We start from the raw sequence: 19404 nt of genomic DNA, 5'->3' as shown, positions 1-19404 counted from the left end.
CTCGGCCCCGTAGAGCAACTTTTGGATCAACTAAGTGAAGTGAGCATTGTGCTTGCAGTAGATCACTCTATTGCAAGCCATCCATCCTCAAGCTCAAATAACGCTACAAGATTCACTACGGCGGTATCGTTGGGCGCCAAGTTGAATTTGCGTACAACTTCTCTTGTGGTACCGTCAGGGAGTTTCTCGATAGCCGTTATCTTGTGCCATGGACCGGGTGTGTTCGCGACTTTTCTCTTTCCCTTCCCAACTTCGCCGAGGTCCACATCATCAACGATTACATCAATTGGATTAGTAGACTTGTATTCTACGCCGTTGATAACTATGTCTCTATTGTCAACGAAGACACGGTGTTCCTTGCCAATCACGTAGAGAAAGAACCCCAAGGCAACCAGCACTACAACAAGGGCAATCCTAATCACGTTTCTTTTCATAAAATCACCCTCCAGTCCTTTCTTCGATCGCGGCCTTTATGGCTGCCTTTGCCTGTCTACGTTCGGTCTCTTTCTCGACCTGCCTTCTCCAAGCGTAAAGAGCAAGCGAGATTGCAATTATTCCATACGAGACAAACACTCGGAAGAACTCTCCAATTTGAGCCTGGCCGAGAAGTTCTTTGCCGGCTCTTGGAGCGACAATGAAGGTGAGATGGAAGAGTGTGATTCCAATGAAAACATTCGGAATGGTTGCTTTGGCGACTGAAGCACCTCCAATCAGGAGGGCGGCAATGGCAAAGGTTCCAACCTGATCGTGTGAGTTGTAAGTGTTTATTGTGCCTATGTTTTGAAGGAATATTATCTGACCAAAACAAGCCAAAACTGTCGAGATGACTATTGATAGTGTCCTCGTCCGATCGACGTTTATACCCGCAGTTGCGGCCACCTGCATGTCTTGTCCTACAGCCCTCATGTCTTGCCCAAGCTTTGTTCTTGTGAACCAGAAGACAAAGATACATAGTGCAGCAATGATTGCGAAGAGTCCAAGCGGGATTATTACACCGCCGACTTGAATCGACCACATATTATCAAGAGCTTTTCTGATAGTTAGTAGGTCGATCGCGTTTCTAACTCCGTATCCGCGTGGTAGCAACAGCTTATTGCTTGTTATTGGTATCACACTTCCCATACCATAAAGAATGGTTAGTTGATAGATACCGTTTATGAAAAACCCGAGAATCATCGATGTAACCATCTCTCTACCTTTTGCTCGGTTGAGAATGCTTCCGGCAAGAAGACCAAGGAGGATCGCTATCGGCATTCCTACTAGCATGGCCAGGACAACGCCTGGAATTCCAACTACTCCCCAATCTAACATGAATATCAAGCCCATTTGACCAGCCATGGCGCCCAAAACAATGCCAAAGTTCAATCCCATACCGGCCATTACTGGTATAAGCAAAGATATGACCAGGAAGGAGTTTCTTCCAAGTCTTGTTATGATTTCATTTAAGAGGTAATCAGTCGAGAACCCCGACAACGGTACTGCGAATATCAGGAGAATTATGAAAAGTATTGGGACCGCATTGGATATTGCAAATCTTACCAATGGGTTCTTTGCTCGTGTTAAGCTCTGATCCTTCATTTTGTCACCTTCGTTCTTCTCGTCAAAGCATAAACGATCATACCGTTGGAGACGATTATTCTTATTACCTCTGACATGTCACTCTTAATCAAGTTGTTCATAACAGATGGAGTCATCGTCAGAATACCTTGAAAAAGAAAGGCTCCTATAATGACATTGCCCATAGATGCTTTTGAGACAGATGCACCTCCCAGCAGCAAAGCGGCTACTGCAGGAAAAGCCATTAGTAGAGGTGCCATATAAAGCTGAATGAACCCGAAGCTCTGCTCATAGACTAGAATTCCTACAGCGGCGATTATTGTCGAGATTACGACTGATAGAATTCTCATCCTATCGACGTTTACACCTGCAGCCTTTGCGTAAATGGGATTCGATCCTGCTGCAGTCATAGCGGTTCCCAGCTTAGTCTTAAAAAAGGCCCAGACAATAAGCGCCATTAGACCAAAGAAAAGAACCGTTCCAGTCGGGAAGAAGAACTTCCCTATTTTAATACTAAGGAAATTATTTAGAATCCCAAGCCAATAACCTTCGACACTTATGGTGGTTCTCAGTCCAGAACCGCCGTACCCCCAGATCATGTTAGGACTCTTGTATGGCAAGAGTAGCCACATCATACTCATGAAGGCTACAGAAGAGAATCCGACATACGTTGCAACGACCATTTCATCGCCCTTTACTCTGTTAAGCAGAAGTCCGTAGAAGAACCCCAGGATTGCGGCGATGGGGATTGCGATTCCTATCGCCGTTAGAAATCCCGCAAGGCCAGTTACTCCAAGTTCGATACTTGTGACCGCTCCAATTAGTCCGGCAATGACGCCCAACTGCATACCAAAGTTCAGTCCACAACCTGACTGGACCATAGGAACAAGTGAAAGCACGAGTACTGAATTCATTGCGAACCTAACGATTGTATCGCTGATCGAAGTGCCAACACTTATGTTAACGAATGGAGCAATTACAAACATAGAAAGCAGGAAGAGAGCGATTATTACTCGAGGCCAGCCGGCCTTCTCTATCAACTTCCTTATACTCTCAAGCATTTGCCTTCACCTCTTCCTGTTCACCTAGCATTAACAGCCCGAAGTCGGCAGGGTCAGCAGTAGGCAGAAGGATTCCCGCGATCTTTCCTTCATCAACTATCGCTATTCTGTCACATATTGAGCGTAGCTCTTCAAGCTCGGAAGACGTCATGATTATGGTGGTTCCATGCTCCTTGTTCTGTCTTCTAAGAGTCTCGAGGACAACGCTCTTTGCACCGACATCGATTCCTCTAGTTGGCTCAGATACGAAAAGAAGGTCGGGTTCAAGAACAAACGCTTTGGCAAGACAGACTTTCTGCTGATTGCCTCCGGAGAGCTCTTTTGCATTTTGCCTTTCACTGACACACTTTATCTGAAGCGATTCCACATATTCTCTGGCAACCCTGGAAATCTCTTTGTCATCGCGCCATTTAATGAGGCCGCCAAGTAAATTCCTGATGAACCTTCCCTGAATCTGAATTGCTGTGAATACGATGTTCAGATCTATTGGCTCATCCAGAAGAAGACCGACTCCTCTTCTGTCTTCAGAAACGAACGCGATTCCTTTGCTTAGAACAGCTACAGGGTTATTAAGCGGAAGCCTTTCGCCTTTGTAATATACTTCTCCTTCCGAAGGGAAGAGACCCATGACTCCATTTGCTATTCCGAGTTTGCCTTGACCGGCAAGTCCTCCAATACCAAGGATCTCACCTTTATGAACCTTAAGGTTGACGCTGTTTACCTGTTCACCTGGCATGTCAACCCAAAGATCTTTGATTTCGAGAACGATTTCCGATTCAGTGCTTCCCTTTGAATGCAATGAAGCAGAATCCTTAATTTCTCGGCCAACCATAAGAGAGGCAATTTCCCTCGGCGTAGTCTTTGAAGATTCCAGTTCTCGGACGACCTGCCCATCTCTAAGTACAATCAAGCGATCAGCTATTTCTAGAACCTCGCTCAGCCTGTGGGTTATGAAGATTATCGATAGTCCCAGATTGGCAAGCTTTCTCGCCGCCCTTAGCATCGTATCAGCTTCCGATTCTGTAAGAACTGCCGTAGGTTCGTCAAGGACAAGCAGTTTAGTTGACTTCCTGTCCATCTCTCTCGCTATCTCAGTAAACTGCCTGTGACCTACCGGCATTTCGCTCACAAGCATATCCGGATCAAGTTGAACCTCCAGCTTCTCTATAGCTGCTACTGCTCTCTTATGCATGTCGTCTCTATCAAGAGTTCGCAATCTCTCACCGAAGACTTCTACGAAGATATTGTAATTAGTAGATTCTCTGTTCAGTAGTATGTTCTCTGTAGCAGTGAAACCCGGGATCAATATAAATTCCTGGTGCACCATTCCTATTCCGGCTTCGATGGCCTCAAACGGACTGGCGAAATTGACTTCCTTATCATTTAGGAATATCTTTCCCTGAAAACCACCCGTCTCGTGGATGACAGGCAGACCGAAAAGAATATTCATGAGAGTAGACTTCCCAGCTCCATTTTCGCCAACCAGTCCTATGATCTCGCCCTTCCCAACTTTCAAAGTAACATCTTTCAGAACCTGGTTTCCGAAGAACTCCTTACTTATGTTCTCCATCCTCAGCAAATATTGCTTTTCATCCATGACTTCACCCCAATACCGAAGGCTAGAAAGAGTCAAGAAAAGGGGGGTCGCCCCCCCTCTTGACGTTATTCAGCTTAGAAGTTTAAGAATTTTGCAGGAACCTCAACTTCGGTGATTCCCATGTAACCTTTGCCAAATATGTAGGTATCCTGATAGATGAGGAGATAGTTTTCCTGTTCGATTCCATCGGCATCGATGTAGTAGCTGCCATTCCAGCCCGCACCTGGTGTATATTCTGCGAAAGTGGCCATTACTGCATCAAAATCATCGATTTCACACTTGCCGTCGATAACGTTCTTTGCATGTTCAGCAAGAGCTGCCGTCGTTGTGTAACCGAGCGAGTAGGCCCATGTTCCCATTCTTCCGGCTCCGCCCTTTGCCACAACAGCCTCTTCAACCTTGGCAAGAATTGCTGGCCAGTTGCCAGTTTCTTCTTCGGTGAAGGATATGCCGAGGGCTCCGGGGTAACCCATCAGAGGAGAAGGTAGATCGGCTTCAATGAAGAATCCACCAAGCTCTGCGACTCTCTTCAGAAGAGGTTCTGTATGAGCGTCATTCGTACAGAAGAACGCAGTGTTTGCGCCGTATTCGTCAAGCCAGGCAGGGACTTTCTCCAGAATGAACTGCTGTGCGCCGGCGATTCCAACGTCTCCGACGGGATCGGGTGAACCCATGTCGATGAACTCAAGTCCGAGTTCCTCACAAGATGCTCTCATGATGTCTCTTCTCTTCGATAGAAGTTCGTAAGACATGTGCCTCGGGAAGGAGATGTGCATAAACTTCTCTGCGCCGAGCTGCTTGGCTGTGTAGATAATTAGATAGCCACGGGCAAGTGAGTCAGCATTGACTGAGAGATGGGCCGCATCGGCTAGCATTGGGGGATCTTCGTGAGGCAGACCGGCAAGAAGAAGAATGTCCGGTCTTGTCTCCCTGATTCTTCTGAAGCTCTCAACTGTTCCAGGAATAGCCTGGTTAACAATTATTGCCTTCATAAGAGGATCGTCTGCAAGACCGGTTATCTGGGCGATAACAGTCTCCTGTTCAGACATGAAGTTGTCAGGGTAGGTGAGGTGAACGATCATCCCACCGGAAGCGGCATCTCCGTATTTCTTGATCAGTGCTTCGGCACCTCTAAGATCATCCTCGGACTGAGAAACGGTTCCCGTCACAACACCGATGTGATAATTCGCGGCAAACATGAAAGCCGCACTTACAAGAACTACCAGTAGAACTAACAGTGCTTTGCGCATTCAAAAAACCTCCTTTATAAGGAATTGAGGCTGCCCTATAGGCATCCAATAATCATAAATATCTCGTGACCGAAAAAGAAGCCGGATAGCCCGGATATCAAATAGGAAAGCATAACGTTTAACGAAACTAGTTTATCACAATTCTGGGTCATTTATGTAATCACTTCGTTCTCCGCTATTCCTAATTCAAGCTGTTAAGAGCCACCTGATTTGTTTTCCTTGTTTCATTCTTTGGTATGCGGGTTTATAATCCTCCTAATGACTGAAATCACCTCGAAAGTGCTTACTTTCTTTGCGTTGATAGGAATTGGCTTCATATTGAGGAGAACTAATCTGGTTGACGATCTGTTCACAAAAGGAGTAACTAGATTCGTTCTTTACGTAACTCTTCCTGCTCTGATAGTTGATTCGATGAGTTTTGAATACTCTTACGAGATGTTTTCTTACTCCATAATATTGTTAATTGCCGCGGCGCTCATTATACGGTTCTATGGTTTCTTGCGGTCTTTTCGGCAAAGGCGCTCAAGATTACCGACGATTCAAGAAGTGTCTTTCTCTATGCTGTTCTCTTCGGAAACGTTGCCTATATGGGTTATCCTGTCGTCGAACTAATAATCGGGAAGGAAGGAGTGTTCTATAGCGCCGTCTTCAATATCTGGTTCAAGGTTCTGACCTGGACTGTCGGAGTGAGGATCATGTCACATGAGGCCCGTCTGTCAAGGAAGAAAGGCCTTCTCAATCCAGGAACGATAGCTGTTTTCGTAGGCCTTGTTCTTTTCTTCACTCCGCTCAGGCTTCCGTCATTCCTCGATGAAGCTCTTGGGCTTCTCGGGGAAAGCACTATCCCTCTGGCCATGGTAGTTGCGGGGATTATTTCGGCCAGTACGAGACTCTCCACGATATTTAAGAGCAGAATTATTCTCTTCTGCAGTCTTCTTAAGCTATGCATTGCGCCTTTGATCGTTTTTTGCCTCCTATCGTTTGTAGAACTGCCTTCTGTTGTCGAAAAGATTCTGATAATCATGAGCGCAATGCCGGCTGCAGCTAACACTTCGATCTTCCCAAGGATATTTGACTCCGACTATGAACTCTCATCCAAACTCATAGCCTCTTCTACGTTATTCTCACTGATTTCAATCCCGTTAATCATCTCTTTTCTCGATTGAAAAAGTCAGATATTAACTCGCTATCTTTCATTTTGGACGTTGATAATGCTATTATCCCTCTATGATAGCCGTCAAAGAGAGGTGTTTGCAGTGAAAAGGTCCGTTTTGATTTTGCTCCTGATTCCTGTCGTTCTGTTTTCCGGAAGTGTGGGACTGGTGCTTTCCGGAGGAGGTGCGAAAGGTGCTTATGAAATAGGCGCGTGGAAGGCTCTTATAGATCTCGGAATCGAAATAGGCGGCGTCTACGGGACCTCGGTAGGTTCCTTGAATGCAGCGGCCGTTGCCCAGGGAGACTTTGAGAAGGCACTTGAAGTTTGGAGAAACATTTCTGAAGATAGCGTTATGAGACCTACAGAGTCTCAAAGAAAGCTTATCGAAGCGTGCGGAGGTAGTGATGACTGGAGTGTCGGAGAACTTTATCAGGGTGCGGTAGATGTAATAAACCGCGGTATTGATGTAACTCCACTTAAGAATCTTCTTAGCTCCGTCATCTCTGAAGAGGCAGTCAGAGGCTCGTCGGTTGATTTTGGACTAGTTACATTTGATTTAACCGATGCCAGGCCAGAAATGCTTTTTATAGAAGATATTCCTCAAGGCCTACTAATCGACTACATAATGGCTAGTGCGAATTTTCCAGGATTCCAGACAGTTGTCATTGATGGCAAGGCCTTTATCGATGGTGGAATATATTCAAATCAACCTGTTGAAATGGCAATCGAGAGAGGCTTCAAGGAAGTCGTACTCGTTGATATAGGGAGAGTTGCGTTAAGGGACAGGATCGGCAAGATCAAGGCATTCTTCACCGGCACTAATCTGATTCATATCAGGCCTAGGGTTATGTACGGAAGCACGCTGGATTTCGATGCTGAGAAGACGAAGCTGCAGATAGAAGAGGGTTACTTAGACACGCTGGCTGCTTTTGGGCTGGTGAAAGGAGAGTACACCTACATATTTGAGAATAGGGATGTGTTCAGGGAAATGTTTGATTCCCTTCCTCCCCAGAAGAGAGCTGAAGCGATCAGGATCATTAATGATCGTCAAGAGTGGGACGACCATGACAGGTTCTATTCTGAGCTGCTGGTTTCGCTGGAAAACATAATCAAGGGAGACGATCCGATGATTGCTGTAGTTGACCGATTGGCATCTATGATGAAGATTCCTTCACTGAGTCTATACAGCACTGAGGAACTTCTTGAGGCCATTAAGCTCAGTTATTCCGCAAATGGGTTTGAAGGTGATTTGAATTCGCTAGTACCCTACGAAAGAATGCTTGAGTTTGTTCTCTTTCTGTACGACAATGCAGAAGTACCCTCGCCCCCACCGCAATTTGAACGATTCAAATCTTCCTTCATGATTTTGAATGGAGTAGAGGAGTAGAAGATGAGATGGATCATTTTAATGCTGGTTGTAATAGTCGCATTTTCCGGGTGCGTACCGATGGCACTTATGATGGGTCCGGAAATGCTTCCAATAGGGACGTTGAAACAGTCTGTCGGAATGGACCTCCTCGTTGGGTTCGAAGAATCGATTCTTGCTCCCTGGAGCTTTCAGTACCTTGCTCGCATGGGTCTCACAGAGTATCTTGAAGGCTCTCTTAGAGTTGCGATACCGAGCATCTTCATTTCTGCTCCTGCGGCAACATTGGAGGCCGGTGCTAAATTGGGAATTCCTGGCTTCAGGAATGCAGCCATTCTTGTTAGCGGAGGAGCATTCCTTGGCAAAAGGCCTAGCGGTATAAGCGGAGACGACTACTTCATACCTTTCCTAAGAGTTGCTCCAATGGCGGGCGTAAGCATCGGAAACTGGATGGTGGGAGCAAAGCTTCAGATATTCGTTGCTAGCGAAATGGGGATTATCCCCGGAGTCTTCTTGACCAACGGGAAGTTGTTTTTCGAACTTGACATTCCTTTTGTAGACAGCACTTCCAATCCAGACGGTGGCCTGTTCGGAATAGCCGTCACGTTCTAATCACCGCTCATTAGCTCGAACTCCTTGAGTCGAGCAATTCTTGCAACTACGATATCGGGAGTTCTCTCGAGCCCGGCGTTGTAGAATTTTGCAATGTTGTTGTAATAAGCTCTGGCAAGCTCCAAACGGTTTTCTGTATCGGCCAATGCCTTTTGAAGTCGTGAGACCGCGCCGCTCTATTTCAGTTCGGGATAATTCTCGATGATAAGCAGAAGAGTATCTGCAGCAGTCTCATTTCGTAAAGCGGCTATTCTTGTCTGTACAGCCTGTTCGTGCTTCATGAGACCGATAACAGAGGCAGAAAGCCTTGGTATCAGATCGTGCCTTCTCTTTAGCTGAAATTCAACCAGTGAGTAGCCCTGTCTAACTCTCTCACGTAGAGCCTTCAAGCTATTGTAGACGGTCCACATCCAGCTAATTAGCCATACACCCGCTTAAGAACAAGGAACCGCTGAACGCTTAAGAACGAAGACCCGCTGAGCGCTGAAGAAAACAACATTGACCGTCAACGGTCCACCGTCCACCGAAGATCCCGCTGTGCGCTTAAGAACGAGGAACCGCTGAACGCTGTGAAGAGCGGTCCTCCGTCAGCCGTCAACGGTCCGCCGTCCACCGAAGAGACCGCTGTACGCTTAAGAGCAGAAAACCCGTTCTACGCTGTGAAAAGCCAAAACCCTGGACACGCCTTCAACGCTCTTTTTCATTCTTTGTCAAAGAAGAGAGAACGGCTAACGCAGAATCGTTCCCGCATCTTGGAACTGATTTTTCCTTTCGGAGAACGGAGAACCGTTAACGTATAACTGTTCCTGCAACTTGCATCATGGAACTTGCAACTCTCGGTCTTGGAGAACGGAGAACCGATAACGGACAACCATTTTCTTATTCAACTCGCAACTTGCCACTGGCAACTGTCTCAAGGATCGAGATTCTGACCCGGAGCTTAGTTAGAATGACGGTATTAGATGCTTTCCGGATAACCTAAGACTGTCATCCCGTGATGGGTCTGCACGGGATCTGGTCTTATGAACGACCCAAGGACCGAGAACCTGGCCAGAAGCATGATAGTGACCTGAAGCAAGAAAAGACTGTCATTCCGCAGTGCTACTAGAAAGAGCGGTTATAAATTGTTCGTTATTGGTTGTTGATAAGAGCAAACAAGAAAAGAAGCATTAAAAGTCGTTTCGCTCTGAAATGCTTCCACGTCATGTCATCCCGTGATAAATTTGCACGGGATCTGGGTTTCGTTTTTATCCAAGGATGCGTCAATGATCTTGGAAACGACGGAGGAGGTCTTTAGTTTTTTACTAGACCCTAAACCCCATACCTTAGACCCGATTTACGGCACGTGTGCATGACCGGACCCAGAAACCGTTTTTCGACTCAAACAAGAAGCATAAGTAGTTCATCGTAGCTCTTTGCTATGTTTATCGGGCCACGATTCCTCCGAGCATGAGGGCCGAACCATATGAAGTCAATTCCCGCATTTTCTGCGCCTCTGTAGTCCGACTCAAGACTGTCTCCAATGTATACGACTTCATCCTTCTGAACACGTGCCCTACGCATTGCCACGAAGAAGATTTCGGGGTTGGGTTTGGCAGCGCCGGCCTCTTCTGAAGAAAGAGAGAATTCGAAGAATTCAGGGAGGCCTGCAGAAAGGAATCTGTTGTGTTGCACGCGGTATACTCCGTTCGTTATTACCGCCATTCTCTTTCCGCGGCGCCTCATCGTTGTGAGAAACTCTTTTGCGCCCGGGAGAAAGTATGCCTTCTTTGAAAGTCTGGTCAGGTATTCGTCATTCAGTTCTTCAGGACTAAAGCTCACTCCGATAGAGCTGCAATAATCCACAAACCTTCCAAGAACGACTTCATCCTTAGTCTTTTCTCCAAGCGCAAGATAACTCCACCACTTCGAGTTTGTTTCTCTGTATAATGAGAGTTGTTCTTCAGACAACGCGATCCCTCTAGAGTCGAACAACTCCAAAAGCGCTTCTATTTCACTTCTCTCGAAATCGAGAATTGTGTGATCTAGATCAAAGAAGTACATTCTATAGATGCCGTCCAGTTTAATCCATCCTTATAATTATTTTGAGAGATCTTCTGGCTGCTTCAAAAGCCTCAAGCGACTCGTCAATGGAAAACGTCTTCGCTATAAGGGTTGTTGGGTCAACAAGTCCGCTTTCAAGAAACGAGATCGCTTTGTCAAATGGCCCGCACCTCGATCCAATAAGGTGAATCTCTCTCACAGCTACACTTGTAATGTCTACTTCTGGAGTTCCTTCATAGGTGCTTTTAAGCACGATCTTTCCCTGGGGCCTCACTACTTTCAACGCAGAAGCCAGCCCGTAGGGATTCCCCGTTGCTTCGACCACCACATCAAAGTCTCTATCGTAGGAGTCCGCTTCGTTTACGCTTACAAAGGAGGCTCTGTTATTGTCTCCGAGAAGCTTCATTCGCTCTGAGTGTTTGCCAACAAGTACATGGTCAACTCCGCTCGCGGAAAGCACCATCGATATAAGCATACCAAGCTTTCCATCTCCAATAAGACAGACTCTGTCAGTTGAAGAGAAATCAACACTTTCGAGCACATGGGCGGCTGCAGCCAATGGTTCTACAAAGACCGCCTTTCTATCGGAAACTTTCTCGGGTATTGTGTGAAGGTTCTCGTCCGGCAGAACGGCGTACTCGGCCATTGTACCCGCGTAGTCTGCAATGCCGATTGTCCTTGTGTTTCTACAGTGCTTGAAAAGTCCCATATCACACAGATCACATTTCTTGCAGGGTATGCTTATTTCGGATGCCACTCTCTTTCCAACTAGGAAACTCGTGTCGCTTTCGACCACTGTTCCGAGGAACTCGTGGCCGAGAATTCCTCGGAAGTTCATGTAGCCTTTTGTTATTTCGATATCCGTATTGCAGATACCTGCGAGATTTACCCTGACAAGAGATGTTCCCGGTTGCCTTTCCGGAATAGGTACTTCTCTCAGTCTCAGAGTCTCATCAAAGATAAGCGCCTTCATTATTTGTAGACCTTCTCGAGAGCATCCTCGATGTCCTCCAAAAGATCGGAGTGATGCTCCAAACCGGCTGATATTCTAACTGTCTTGCTTGAGAACCCGAATCTATGAAGTTCCTCCTCTGGATAGTCTCTGTGGGTCATCATGGCAGGTACTTCTACTAGAGTCTCCGCATCTCCGAGTGAAACGGCCAGTTTTATGAGCTTCAGGCCCTGGACGAATTTCTCTGCGTTTTCCTTTGGTCCGCACAACTCGAAGCTGATAATTCCGCCGAAGCCTTCCATCTGTCTGGCAGCCAATTTGTGGCCTGGATGATCCTCGAACCCAGGATAAGAAGTCTTCTCGATTTCCTTTCTTTTTCTTAGGAATTCTGCTATTGCAGTCGCGTTTCTTTCATGCCTTTCCATCCTTAACCCGAGTGTCTTCATGCCCCTTAGTAGCAGCCAGGCGCTGAAAGGGCTGATGACTCCTCCAAGTTCACACATATATCCGAATTTCAGCTTCTGAATATAATCAAAGTCCTTAGAGGTCGCAACTCCCCCAACAACGTCTCCGTGGCCCGATATGTACTTGGTAGCACTATGGAGCACAACGTCCGCGCCGAAATCCAGAGGTTTCTGGAATACGGGGGTTGCGAACGTGTTGTCGACAACCACCTTTATGCCCTTCGAGTGGGCAATGGCACAAAGGCCCTCAATATCGATTATCTCTAGAGCCGGATTTGTCGGTGTTTCGAGGAACATCACCCTTGTGTTCGGAGTGATAGATCTTTCCACATTGTTGAGATCTGTCATATCGATGAAGTCCGTATTGATCCCATACTTCGCTATAAGGTGGTTCAGAAACCCGAACGTTGAGCCGTAGAGATTTCTGTGTGCAAGGACAGAATCCCCAGCTCCCGAGAAGGACAGAATCACCGAACTGATCGCTGCCATTCCTGAAGAGAAGGCTACACCGTCCACTCCGTTCTCGAGAGTGGCAAGTCTCTGTTCGAAAAGATTTATGGTTGGATTACCGCCTCTTGTATAAACGTATGCCCGCCTCTTAAAGGAAAAGGTATCTTCGGCTTGCTGCAAATCAGTGAATGTAAATGTTGAAGTCATGTATATCGGAGAGTTGAGTGCCTGGTTCTGGTCCTCTTGCTCCGCAGCGTGTATTGCTAGAGTGTCAAAATGGTATTCTCTCGATTCTTCCATATCTACCACCTCACTTCTTATTGAATTATAGCGCAGCAAGTGAGAAGTGCGACTAACAATGGCTCCCGAAACCTGAACTTGGCAGTGTTGTGAAAAAATCTTCGCTGGAAAGTACAATCATTCGATAGCCTGCAACCGTCTTTTTAAGTGGAAGTTGACGGATGATCCTGCACTAATTGCTCTGTTTCTTTTCTTGCAGCTTCTATCTCCTCCTGTATTCTCAGAACTGTCGCAGGTTCTTCGTAGAAGGAATAGGTGTCTTCTGAAGTCCTCACAAGTAAGAAGTAGTCCCTTATTTTTGGTTTGCCTATCATCTTTATCTTTCTGGCAGGGAGGAACATGTCTCTGAGAGAGGGAAGGTAAAGCTCGCCCGAAGACATGCTCAGATGGACTGAAACCTCTTCGATCTTCTCTATCGGAATAACCATGGTGACCCTTCCGCTTCCTGGGATATCGACCGTGAAGCGAAAGGCTTTGTCATGAATAACGGCGTAACTCTGACTCATGTTTACTTTCTCGATTTGGGCTACTCTGCCGAATGTATAGAACATGGAGCTTACGCGCATTCTGTTTTCGGCTCCAGAGAGCCCCAAATCCCGGATCAGTCTTTCTTTTGGTCGTTCGTCTCCCATGCCAAGTAGGGCAGTAATTATGCAGATTATGTCTCCAAAAAGGAAGCCTGCCTTGAAATTGCCAAGAAGTATGGCGATCACCTCAGCGACTATCGGGATCAAAGGAGCAAGTGCTAGTATGCGGTAATCAAATCTCTTCCTCAGCACGGTGAAGACAATATATGCCGGCGTGCATGCCAGAAAGTACCAGAGCGGAGAAAGAACAAACCTCGTGGCCGAACCTGCTAGCAGTAAGAGAATCCCAGTCATTAAGATCACTTCCCAACACAGAAATCGCCGAAAATCCTATTCAGCAAATCTTCTGTAACGTTTGTTCCCAACAATTCGTCGAGACTTCTTGCGGCCTGCTCAATCATCGTGCTCACAACGTCGACAGTTATCAAACTATCTATTGCTTCTATCGATTTGTCAATGCAGTCTACCGAATCTGAAAGCTTCTGTTTCTGCCTCGCGCTTATAATTACGGAATCTTCAATCGAGGTGATGTCATCTGTTTTCTTCAGCATGAGCTTCTCGAGATCTCTAATTCCTTCACCGGTTCTCGCGCTGATAATTACATCGTAAGAGCCGCTTTCGATCTTTCGAATATCGGATTTGTTTGCTGCAACAATAAGCCGCTTCCTTCCGTTTCGAAGATCTTCCTCTAGATCCCGGTTTTCCTGGTTATGAGGATCTCTCAGTAGAATTACTAAATCGGCTTCCTCGATTGCCTTCAAGCTCCTTCTGATTCCCAACTCTTCCACAGCATCTGTTGCTTCCCGTATTCCTGCGGTATCCACTACGTTAAACAGAACACCTTCTATGTTGAGATCTTCTTCAATAGTATCCCTCGTTGTACCGGGAAGATCTGAGACGATCGCTCTATCGCGTTTCAGCAAAGCGTTGAGAAGAGTAGACTTTCCGACATTTGTCTCTCCTACGATTGCGGTTTTGATTCCCCGAGAGAGTATTATCCCGTTCTCGGAACTGTTCACGAAATGGGCAATCTCATTCCTCAAATCCAGGAGTTCACCGTGCAGAGAGGAGTAATCAGTCTCAACTTCATCAGGATAGTTCAGTTCAACTTCAACGGCGGCGAGAAGACGAATCATCTTTTCCCTGAAAGAGATTACTTCTTCACTGAGACCTCCTGTAAAGCTTTTCACGGCTGCTTCCAGAGCTCTCTCTGTTTTGGAAGTGATAAGGGCGTTTATCGCCTCGGCTTTGATAAGATCGAATTTCCCGTTCAGAACCGCCCTCTTTGTGAACTCCCCCGGGAGAGCCATTCTCGAGCCAGCACGAAACAGAGCTTCCAAAGCGTTCTCCACAATAATCGGATTTCCATGAAACGAGATCTCAAGCATATCTTCGCCTGTGTAGGAAGCAGGGCCTTCAAAGAAAACAACGACGACCTCATCGATGAAGCGATCGCCTTCGACAAATTCCGCTACATATGCCCTTCGTGGTTGAAGACTTTTCGGGCCTGAGATCAAGTATCGGATTCTCTCTAGTACCCGTGGACCGGAGCATCTTACAACAGACGTTGCAGATACTCCTCTGGGAGTTGAAAGTGCGCAAATGATATCCTCAAACAATGTTCTCAGCTCCATGGAAGAGTGTCTTCAGCGTCTTCATCAGATGTCTTTCGGGCACTCCATAGAGAATGGATTTCCCTTCCCTTTCGTTTACAATTAACCTGCGGCTCCTAACTCCCAGAGAGTCGCGGATATGGTTTTCGTCGTGAGTCATAACTAAGCTTTCCGAGTGAGAATCGTACTCAACGATCTTTATTCCCATAGTGAATGCCCCAAGTCTTATCCGCGAAGCTTCAAGAAGGGAGACAACTTGAGAAGGAAGTCGGCCAAATCTATCTATCAGTTCCGCTTCTATTTCGTCGATTTCGCTCTCTTCTTTACATGCTGCGATTCTTCTGTAGATCTTCAACCTCTCTATAGAATCGGAGACATACTCCTCAGGGATCACCATATCGAACGGAATATTCTTCAGTTCCGTATCTACAGTCCTTTCCTCGACACCGATTTCGAACTCCCCTCTTAGCTCTTTCATAGCCTTATCTACCATTTCACGATAGAGGTACAGTCCGACCGAGTTGATGTTTCCATGTTGCTCTGCGCCAAGCAGCGTTCCGAACCCTCTTATCTCGAGATCCCGCATTGCGATCTTCATTCCGCTTCCGGCTCCCGAGAACTCTTTCAAAGCCTTCAGCCTCTCTCTCGAAGGATCGGACAGTCTCTTTGGATCGTAAAGAAAGTATGAAAAGGCTCTCCGATTGCTCCTGCCGACTCTACCTCTCAACTGGTAAAGTTGGGCCAATCCATATCTCTGGGAATCATTCACAATCAATGTATTGGCATTAGGGACATCAACACCGCTTTCGATTATTGTTGTGCATAGAAGCATGTCTAGTTCACCAACGTAGAATTCCCTTATCGTACGCTCAAAGGCCGTCTTGTTCATTTGACCGTGAGCAACGTCGATCTTGACTTCCGGCAGAAGATCTCTCAGCTTCACGAGAATCTCCGGCAGTTCGGCGACTCTATTGTGAACAAAGATCGTTTGACCGCCTCTGTTGGTCTCCCTCAGTACTGCCGTTCTGATAAGCCTTTCATTTATCGCTCCTACATATATCTCTGGCGAAGTTCTTCCTGCGGGCGGAGTAGATATTACCGAGAGGTCTCTGAGACCCGAAAGAGACATGTAAAGAGTTCTCGGTATTGGCGTGGCGCTCATCGACAAAACATGTATCTGCAACCGAAGCTTCTTGAAGTGCTCTTTCTGGAGGACGCCGAAGAGCTGTTCTTCGTCGACTACTACCAGGCCAAGATCGGCGAATACGATTTCCTTTGAGAGCAAAGAGTGAGTGCCTACAACGACATCGACCTGTCCATTCTTAAGCCTTTTCAAGAGCCTGCTTCTCTGGGCGTCGGTCCTGTATCTATCTAGAATCTCTACTCTAATTCCAAAAGGGCTAAGCCTGCTTTCGAAGTTATCGAAGTGCTGTCTGGCCAGAACCGTCGTAGGGACCATCACAGCGACCTGTTTCCCGGAGACAACTGCTCTGAAGGTAGCACGCAGAGCCACTTCGGTTTTTCCGTATCCGGCATCGCCACTTATTAGACGATCCATCGGCTTGTTGGTACTCAGGTCGTCAAGTACTTCTTCGACTGCCTTCTGCTGATCTTCTGTCTCGAGATACGGGAAGCTTTCTTTGAAGCTCTTCTCCATCTCGCTTTCGCCTATCAAAGGAATTCCTGACGAGGCCTCTCTTGAGCCGTAAAGGTTTGACAGTTCTTCAATCAAAGCCTTCACTTCTCTCTTCACTTTCGATTTCTGTCTGTTCCAGGCAGTACCTCTCAAGGAGTTCAACTGAATTCCTTCGGTGTTTCCTATGTATTTGTGAACACGATCGACCCTGTCGACCGGAACGTAGATCTTATTTCCATCTCTGTACTCCAGGAGAAGATACTCTCTGGTTCCTAGAATGTTCTCCACTGTTCTTACTCCAAGATAACGACCAATGCCGTACTCCTTGTGGACAACAAAATCTCCCTCTTCCAGCTCCGTCCAGTCAACCACCGGTATTCTCGGCAAAAACTCTTCTTCTCTCCTTGGTCTCTTGATTATCTCAAGCTTCTCGCCGAGCTCCGAGTCGTAATCAAGAGAGGAGACTTCTCCGTCAGATACGATGGAATAATCCTTCAACTTCAGTAGCACTTCTGAGGACACTCCACCGAATCTGATGTAGAGGAACTTTCTAACAGCTTTGTCCGAAAGGAGTTCAAGAGTCTCGCGTTCTCTTCGCCCAAACTCAGCTAACGCATCGTCTGGATTGACAAAGACTACGTTGTAGTTTTCAAGAAAGTCAAGAAGAATCGATTGCCGCTCGTAGAAGATTCCTGCAATAGTATCCATCGTGTCCAGGCGGTCCCGAAGAATCTCATCCGAGCCACCGATTGCCTTTTCTGCGCTGGAAATTCTTTTCAGAGCGAGTTCCCTGTGCGGTGAGGCGGTGATGCCCTCGGCAGCAGGAGTTACACAAGCTTCATTCAGCCTTTGAAGACTCTTCTGAGTTGCCGGATCGAAACTTCTGATCGATTCTATCTCTCTGTCGAAAGTGTCTATTCTAATCGGTCTTTCAGTCCCAGGAATGAAGATGTCGACAATTCCTCCTCTAACGGCAAATTCCCCGGGAATTGTGACGGAAAACGCCCTGGAATATCCCAGACTCTGCAGGTGGTCCTCGTGGAGAGTGAGCGGACCTCCAACTTCAACCTTCAGCGAAAGGCCTTCGAAGACTTCGATTGGCACTGTCTTTCTCAGAAGACCATGGAAAGACGTATACACGGTTCTGAGCTCTCCGAGAAGCAGCTTTCTGAGCAACGCGAGTCGTTCAGACCTTATCCTGGGAGAAGTCCCGACGTCTTCAAATGGGAAGACATCATGAGAGAAGAAGAATCCATCACCCTCATGCTTCGAATGTATGTCGATGAAGGATTCCAGCATTCTCTCGCTGGGAAAAATGACTACAGTTGCAGAGCACTTTTCGATTTTCTTCTCGACCCAGGAAATCGGGTCGTTTACTCTATATAATACTCGTTCCAAAACAACCTCCAAAGCCTTTTCAAAACAGTGCTTGCAGCTCTTAGCTGGATTGTCTCTCTGGCTCCCTTGAATCTGTCGGTGTAGGTCTCTATTGAATCTGCAATCCTCACTGCAGAGCAGACAAGGCCCACGGGTTTAAGATCTGACCCTCCCGAAGGACCTGCTATTCCAGTGACGGAAAGGCCCACATCAGTTCCGAAGAGACGACTTGTCCCCGCGGCCATTTCGAAGGCCACCTCTTCAGAGACGGCACCGTGTTGACTCAAAGAGTTCTCACTGACTTTCAGGAGTGACATCTTCGATTCGTTCGAATAAGATACGATGCCTCCAGAAAAGACATCTGAGACTCCGGGAACCGAAGTGAGAAGTGCAGAAAGGCGACCTCCTGAACAGGATTCCGCTACGGAAATTGTCAGGTTCTTTTCCCGAAGCCCTTTGACAACCACTTCAACCAGTTCCTCGCCGCTTGTTGTGTAGATGTACCTTTTCCACCGCTCGGAGAAGAGGCGGCAAACCTCTTCGAGAACAGACTCGTCACTCGCGGACAGGATCACTGTTGGACCAGAGAAATAACGTACTCTTGTTACGAACTTTACTCCAGAGAACCTGGAAAGCATCTCCTCAGTGAAGTCTTCTACTTCTGGTTCAGTAAGATCCAGGAATCCGATCGTTCTAGAAAACATCTTGGGCGGCAGAGTAATGTGTTTGAGGGCTTCCATGAAGACCGCTTCCATTTCCATCGGAGGTCCGGGAAGAATAACGATCTCCTTGTTCTCTGTTCTCACAAATGATCCCCTGGCACTACCAGAGATGTTCGGAAGCTGAACCGAGTCCTGCATAACGAGAGCTTGCCTCTTCAGTCCCGCAGGGGCTTCTCTGGAAAACCGCTTAAGGAAGCTTTCTTCTAATGCAGAATAATACTCGCTATCGAAGCTCAGCTCCCTGCCGAGATAGTCGGCAACAGTCTGAAGAGTAATGTCATCGAATGTGGTTCCAAGTCCTCCTGTTATTAGGAGGAGATCAGCTCTACTAAGAGCCGTTCTTATCTCGTGGCTTATGTATTCCCTGCTGTCCGGAACTACAACGATTGACTGGACTTCAAATCCCAGTGCCGTAAGACTCTCTGCGAGATAACCTCCATTACTGTCTTTGACCACGCCTCTGGTGATTTCGTCCCCGGTAAGAAGGATTGCAGCCTTCAAGCGACCACCTCCTGGTCAATTGTATCACCAAAAGCGTAGTGTTATAATTGAGTGCCGGGGGAGCCCAGAAGGCTGAGAGTGCTGAAAGCAGACCCCAAGAACCTGATCCGGTTAGCACCGGCGTAGGGAAGGCCATGGCTAGCGCCTCCGGTAATTTCTT

Annotated in this window: 14 protein-coding genes, 2 pseudogenes and 1 riboswitch; of the genes and pseudogenes, 3 read left to right on the top strand and 13 right to left on the bottom strand. The window is 47.0% G+C overall.

Going from position 1 to position 19404, the window contains the following annotated elements; all coding sequences use genetic code 11:
* Positions 1-62: 62 nt before the first annotated feature.
* From RJ60_RS06810 to RJ60_RS06790, 5 genes are all read right to left on the bottom strand, one after another.
* A complete protein-coding gene (locus tag RJ60_RS06810; RefSeq protein ID WP_099829525.1) occupies positions 63-434 on the bottom strand; it encodes a DUF6672 family protein in 372 nt (123 codons plus the stop codon).
* Positions 435-438: 4 nt separating this feature from the next.
* On the bottom strand, positions 439-1578 hold the full coding sequence (locus tag RJ60_RS06805) for an ABC transporter permease (protein ID WP_099829524.1): 1140 nt from the start codon (positions 1576-1578) through the stop codon (positions 439-441).
* Positions 1575-2618: an ABC transporter gene (locus tag RJ60_RS06800; protein ID WP_099829523.1), complete on the bottom strand. Its 1044-nt coding sequence runs from the start codon at positions 2616-2618 to the stop codon at positions 1575-1577. The genes RJ60_RS06805 and RJ60_RS06800 overlap by 4 nt, the downstream gene beginning before the upstream one ends.
* Positions 2611-4215, bottom strand: coding sequence for a sugar ABC transporter ATP-binding protein (locus RJ60_RS06795; protein WP_099829522.1), 1605 nt, complete (start codon positions 4213-4215; stop codon positions 2611-2613). Before RJ60_RS06795 ends, RJ60_RS06800 begins: the two co-directional genes overlap by 8 nt.
* Before the next feature lie 74 nt (positions 4216-4289).
* Positions 4290-5465: a DUF3798 domain-containing protein gene (locus RJ60_RS06790; protein WP_099829521.1), complete on the bottom strand. Its 1176-nt coding sequence runs from the start codon at positions 5463-5465 to the stop codon at positions 4290-4292.
* Between the two features lie 258 nt (positions 5466-5723).
* Between RJ60_RS06790 and RJ60_RS16520 the strand changes: the two are divergent.
* The 3 genes and pseudogenes from RJ60_RS16520 to RJ60_RS06775 all read left to right on the top strand — a co-directional run bounded on the left by RJ60_RS16520 (position 5724) and on the right by RJ60_RS06775 (position 8599).
* Positions 5724-6631 (top strand): annotated as a pseudogene (locus tag RJ60_RS16520) (AEC family transporter).
* 90 nt (positions 6632-6721) lie between these two features.
* Positions 6722-8008, top strand: coding sequence for a patatin-like phospholipase family protein (locus RJ60_RS06780; RefSeq protein WP_103134299.1), 1287 nt, complete (start codon positions 6722-6724; stop codon positions 8006-8008).
* A gap of 3 nt (positions 8009-8011) precedes the next feature.
* On the top strand, positions 8012-8599 hold the full coding sequence (locus tag RJ60_RS06775; RefSeq protein WP_099829519.1) for a hypothetical protein: 588 nt from the start codon (positions 8012-8014) through the stop codon (positions 8597-8599).
* Here the strand turns inward: RJ60_RS06775 and RJ60_RS06770 are convergent.
* From RJ60_RS06770 to RJ60_RS06735, 8 genes and pseudogenes are all read right to left on the bottom strand, one after another.
* Positions 8596-8988: pseudogene (locus tag RJ60_RS06770) on the bottom strand (LemA family protein). The gene RJ60_RS06775 and the pseudogene RJ60_RS06770 overlap by 4 nt on opposite strands.
* Positions 8989-9979: 991 nt before the next feature.
* Positions 9980-10642, bottom strand: coding sequence for a YjjG family noncanonical pyrimidine nucleotidase (locus tag RJ60_RS06765; RefSeq protein ID WP_099829517.1), 663 nt, complete (start codon positions 10640-10642; stop codon positions 9980-9982).
* Positions 10643-10661: 19 nt separating this feature from the next.
* Complete coding sequence (locus tag RJ60_RS06760; RefSeq protein ID WP_099829516.1) at positions 10662-11615, bottom strand: alcohol dehydrogenase catalytic domain-containing protein; 954 nt, start codon at positions 11613-11615, stop codon at positions 10662-10664.
* Positions 11615-12808, bottom strand: coding sequence for a PLP-dependent aspartate aminotransferase family protein (locus RJ60_RS06755; RefSeq protein WP_099829515.1), 1194 nt, complete (start codon positions 12806-12808; stop codon positions 11615-11617). Before RJ60_RS06755 ends, RJ60_RS06760 begins: the two co-directional genes overlap by 1 nt.
* 143 nt (positions 12809-12951) lie before the next feature.
* Positions 12952-13689 carry a hypothetical protein gene (locus RJ60_RS06750; RefSeq protein ID WP_103134298.1) on the bottom strand — a complete coding sequence of 246 codons (738 nt, stop codon included), beginning with the start codon at positions 13687-13689 and terminating at the stop codon, positions 12952-12954.
* 5 nt (positions 13690-13694) lie between these two features.
* Entirely contained in the window at positions 13695-15014 is a 1320-nt protein-coding gene (gene mnmE / locus RJ60_RS06745; RefSeq protein ID WP_103134297.1) for a tRNA uridine-5-carboxymethylaminomethyl(34) synthesis GTPase MnmE, read from the bottom strand.
* Positions 15007-18042, bottom strand: a complete 3036-nt coding sequence (gene mfd, locus RJ60_RS06740) for a transcription-repair coupling factor (RefSeq protein ID WP_103134296.1) — start codon at positions 18040-18042, stop codon at positions 15007-15009. Before mfd ends, mnmE begins: the two co-directional genes overlap by 8 nt.
* Positions 18018-19244 carry a nicotinamide-nucleotide amidohydrolase family protein gene (locus tag RJ60_RS06735; RefSeq protein ID WP_103134295.1) on the bottom strand — a complete coding sequence of 409 codons (1227 nt, stop codon included), beginning with the start codon at positions 19242-19244 and terminating at the stop codon, positions 18018-18020. The genes mfd and RJ60_RS06735 overlap by 25 nt, the downstream gene beginning before the upstream one ends.
* A 46-nt stretch (positions 19245-19290) precedes the next feature.
* Positions 19291-19391: riboswitch (TPP riboswitch) on the top strand.
* The last annotated feature ends 13 nt before the right edge of the window (positions 19392-19404 follow it).

It is taken from the genome of Mesotoga sp. B105.6.4 (genome assembly GCF_002896535.1).
Taxonomy (GTDB): Bacteria; Thermotogota; Thermotogae; order Petrotogales; family Kosmotogaceae; genus Mesotoga.
Note: the sequence above shows the minus strand (reverse complement) of the source record. Positions and strands in the feature narration are given on the sequence as shown.